2 protein-coding genes are annotated in these 3,172 nt (G+C 61.8%); one reads left to right on the plus strand and one right to left on the minus strand.

Annotated features, from left to right (window positions below):
• Positions 1-46: 46 nt before the first annotated feature.
• A complete protein-coding gene (locus tag UNPF46_RS03330; RefSeq protein ID WP_142249026.1) occupies positions 47-526 on the minus strand; it encodes a MarR family winged helix-turn-helix transcriptional regulator in 480 nt (159 codons plus the stop codon).
• A gap of 511 nt (positions 527-1,037) precedes the next feature.
• Between UNPF46_RS03330 and UNPF46_RS03335 the strand changes: the two genes are divergently transcribed.
• Positions 1,038-2,621: a porin gene (locus UNPF46_RS03335; RefSeq protein WP_142249027.1), complete on the plus strand. Its 1,584-nt coding sequence runs from the start codon at positions 1,038-1,040 to the stop codon at positions 2,619-2,621.
• The last annotated feature ends 551 nt before the right edge of the window (positions 2,622-3,172 follow it).

Consider the following 3,172-nt stretch of genomic DNA (forward strand, 5'->3'; position numbering starts at 1 on the left):
GGATCCCGCCCCCCGCCTCTAGCAGCGTCAGCCGCGCATCGGCGGGTCACGATGCGTCGATCGCCAGCAACCGGGCAGCCAGCCGCGCGTTCTTGGCAATCGTTGCAAGCGCGGCGTTCAGCTCGGCCAGGGACTTCTCGTCGAGCTCGTTGAACATGGTCGAGTTCAAGGCGAGCTTCCTCTTCGACAGCTTCTCGATTTCCGTCGTGGCCTTCGCCGTCAGCGACATCAGGACGAAGCGTGCGTCGTCCGCTGCCGGCCGGCGCGATAGAAAGCCGCTCCTTTCGAGGCTCTTGGTCTGGTTGGTCACGAAGGCCGGGTGAACGCGCAGCTTGTTTGCGATCTCGATCCCGGCGACGCCTCGTCCCTCGTCCAGTTCCGTGATGGCCATCAGGATCAGCCATTGCGGCTCGGTGATGCCGAGCAGCCCGGCCCAGCTGGTGTGGATGTCCTCCAGCTGCGAGTGGATTTCGACGACGTTCCAGATGAAGTCCGTAATCGCCCTGTCGAGTTTTTTCTCGATCATGTGGCTGCCCCCCGTTTCCTTGGTTCAGTCTTTTAATCGGATATTGGGGAATCGTCTCGTATATCGCGCATAGACAATGGTGGCGGACATCGCACGGAAGAAACGGTTCGGCGGTTTAGTACTTGCAGAACTCAATTAATTGAATTACGTCTCATCGCACTCAATCTTTGCTGCTCTTGACCGTGTCGGTGGACAGCGATGTGAGACCTCCAAGAAAGCCCTCGGGATGCCCCCCGAGGGCTTTTTGCTTTTTATTCAGTACGTTAGAGCCGCCGTCGGGCGCTCCTGTTGCTCTCACGCAACATCTCCCGCCGAACTTACATTTCATCAAATCAATAAATTGAGGCGGTTGTTTTTATAAACTATACGTGAGGCACGACGGAGGGGGGGCACCTCACTGTCGTTTCAGTCCGGACTTTCGGTACGGATCTGAATTGAACGGAAATTATGAGGGTGAAGCGGTGTCCGCCGAGGAAGCCGAGCCCCCTGAATCGACCTGGAGGTTTACCAAATGAAGTTGACGAAGACGCTTTTGCTCGGCTCGGCTGCCGGCCTGATGGCCGCCTCCGGGGCGTTCGCAGCCGATCTTCCCGTGAAGGCCAAGGCGGTCGAATACGTGAAGATCTGCTCGCTGTACGGCGCCGGTTTCTACTACATCCCGGGCACCGACACCTGCATCAAGCTGGGTGGTTATCTGCGCGCCGACGCGAACCTCAACACCAACTCGGACTTCAATCCGAATCAGGGCGGTGTTGCCGGCGCGCGTAACCGCCTTGCGAACTACTACACCTTCCGTGCTCGTGAAGACCTGAACATCGACACGCGCACCGCCACCGAGTACGGCGTGGTCCGCACCTATTTCGATGCGGTCTTCACCTGGACGACCGGTAACTATTCGGGCACCGGTTCGGCAACGGGTGGCACCCAGTACAGCGGTACGCTCGGCCTCAACGCCGCGGGCACCGCCCTCGTCGGTTCGAACGGCTCCGGTTCGGTCAACGGCACCGACGGCAACACCTCGGCCGGTGCGCTCGGCGTGTACTACGCCTTCATCCAGTTCGCGGGCTTCACGATGGGTAAGGCCGTGTCGCAGTTCGACGCGCCCTGGACCAACTATCCCGGCAACCTCACCGACAACCTCGTCGGCGGCAGCGGCACGGTCACTGGTGTCACTCAGTTCACCTACACCGCCGACTTCGGCCAGGGCATCACGGCGTCGTTCTCGGCTGAAGATGCGACCCAGTACTATCAGGCCGGCAACGTCAACATGACCGGCGCGACCGCGGGCGGCATGATCGGCGGCTCGTACGGCACCAACGCCATCGGCGGTTCGCGTTCGCCGAACCTCGTCGGTCAGGTGCGTGTCGACCAGGCCTGGGGCCTCTTCCAGGCGTCGGTGGCCGCGCATGACAACCACGTTGGTTATTATGGAGCGACCGAGACCACCGGCCACCCCGACGACAAGTGGGGCTGGGCCGTTCAGCTCGCTCTGTCGATCAAGAACATCCCGACCGGCGCGGGTGACACGATCAACATCCAGGGTGTCTACACCGACGGTGCGACCCGCTATAACTTCCAGAACCTCTCGGGCAGCTCCTACGCGCTGTACGGTAGCTCGAGCGTTGCTGGCGCTTACGGCAGCCTCGGCTTCGCCAGCGCTCCCGACACGGTGTTCGTGACCGGCGGCTCCCAGGAAACCGTCAAGACCTGGGGCTTCCGCGGTGCGTACACCCACAACTGGGATCCGTCCTGGAACTCCTCGCTGTACGGTGCCTACGCTCAGGCCCAGTTCGGTACCCTGGCCAAGACCACCCTCTGCGGCGCCGGCGGTGCTGGCGGCGTGTTCGGTGGCCTGGCAGGTGTGACGGGTTGTAACCCGGACTTCGCGATCGGCCAGCTGGGTGTCGTCACCCGTTGGACCCCGGTCAAGAACCTGACCTTCTCGGCCGACGTCTCCTGGACCCATCTCGACCAGAAGTACTCCGGCACGGTTGGTATCGTCCCGAACGTCGCGACGGCCAAGCCGACCGCGGTTTACCAGCTGAAGGATCAGGACTCGGTCGCCATGATCCTCCGCGCTCAGCGCAACTGGTAAGATCTGTCTAAGCACTTCGACGAACACCCGGCGGGAAACCGCCGGGTGTTTTTTTGCGCCCGTTCTGCGTGATGGCGGTCGCGCCATAACCCGGGTGAGGACCGTTGTCTCGGAGGTGCTGGCCTCGCCGGCGGGCCCCAAACGGCGATGACGGCCAGGCTGCGAAGGGGGGTGCGTCCTGCTGCAGCGGGGGCCGTCCATCCTTCGAGGCTCCGGGACGCGTTGCGTCCCATGGGGAGCGCCTCGGGATGACGGAATGAGCAAGCGCGGGGCTGTGCCGCCCGCTCAATCCGGGGCTGTATCAACCTCCGTTGATCCGCCTCGCAGACTAATTCCATTTTATCGAAATTCGGATTTGTCGCGCGGCTCGCTCTTCCCGGCTCGCCAGGGTTGATTCGGTCATCGTCAAACCTGCGAGCCGAGCAAGATATTCGTTCGGCAACATCGGTGTGATCGCCCGGCTCGATGTTTAGACCGGAGACATAGCTGACGCCTGTTCGGACACATCACTGACAGATTGGCCATTGGTCAAGTCGATAGATGCGACCTGC

Origin of the sequence: Bradyrhizobium sp. UNPF46, from assembly GCF_006658625.1 — a bacterium.
In the GTDB taxonomy this organism is placed as follows: domain Bacteria; phylum Pseudomonadota; class Alphaproteobacteria; order Rhizobiales; family Xanthobacteraceae; genus Bradyrhizobium; species Bradyrhizobium nitroreducens.